Annotated in this window: 1 protein-coding gene and 1 pseudogene; both read right to left on the bottom strand. The window is 71.4% G+C overall.

The window, feature by feature from the left end; translation table 11 throughout:
• Window positions 1–54: 54 nt before the first annotated feature.
• Window positions 55–747, bottom strand: a complete 693-nt coding sequence (locus IH61_RS0139875; protein ID WP_078911754.1) for a DUF742 domain-containing protein — start codon at window positions 745–747, stop codon at window positions 55–57.
• Between the two features lie 161 nt (window positions 748–908).
• A pseudogene (locus IH61_RS45435) lies at window positions 909–1,007 on the bottom strand (roadblock/LC7 domain-containing protein); the annotation flags it as partial.

Below are 1,007 nucleotides of genomic sequence, written 5' to 3'. Positions count from 1 at the left end.
CCGCCCGCGACGACGATCTTCGCGGAGGTGGTGGCGCGGGTGGAGGCGGCCGCGTTAGAGCTTGCGAAGTCCACTGAGGACCCTTTCGAGCAGCGTGACGTCGGGCTGGTTTCCGGATTCGCCGCCGGAAGCGGGCTGGTGGATGGCGACCAGGCCGGCTTCGGCCAGGTCGGCGACGAGGATGCGGGCCACTCCCAGCGGGAGGGAGAGCAGGGCCGACACCTCCGCGACGGACTTGACCTCGGTGCACAGCGTGCAGATGCGCTGGTGCTCGGGGAGCAGGGTGGCCAGGCGCTGCGGGTCGACGTCGGCGGAGACCAGGGCCTCCAGCGCGAGTTCGTAACGCGGGCGGGTGCGGCCGCCGGTCATCGCGAACGGTCTGATCAGCGGGCCGGAGTCCTGTTCGTCGTCTAACTCCTCGATGTGCCCGGGCTCCTGCGCCGGCCGGAAGCCGGGGTCCGGGGCGGGCATCGGGGAGGACGCCGGGTTCGGGTACCCGGGGGCCTGGGCGCCGTACGGGGGCTGCTGCCGGGCGTACGGGTCGTGCTGGCCGTACTGCTGGGCGGGCTGGCCGTACTGGCCGTGCCGGCCGTACTGCTCCTGCCGGGCGTACGGATTCTGCTGCTGTCCGTACTGCTGCCGGTCGTATGTCTGACCGTGGCCGACGCCGGGAGTTCCGAAGGCGTCATGGCCTGTGCCAGGGTACGGAACGCCGTACTGGCCGCTGCGGTCGTCGGGCGGTGTCACGGTTCCTCTCCTCACAAGGTGCGGCGGTGCGGTGCAGGCCCCGGGTGTGGTCCGGGACCGGTGGTGCGAAGGCCGTACTACGTCCGAACCCGGACCCGCCGAAGCGGGCCCGGGAAGGACGCGGAGGTGCTTCGAATACCTGGACGGTATCCGACGAACCGTCAGTGCAGGAGACTGCCCTGGAGTTCTGCGCGGAGTGCGGGGGTGAGGACGGCTCCTGCGCGGTCGACGAGCAGGGCCATCTCGTAGCCGACGAGGCC

This window comes from Streptomyces sp. NRRL WC-3742 (assembly GCF_000720635.1).
GTDB lineage: Bacteria > Actinomycetota > Actinomycetes > Streptomycetales > Streptomycetaceae > Kitasatospora.
This window is presented reverse-complemented; position numbering and strand designations above follow the sequence as displayed.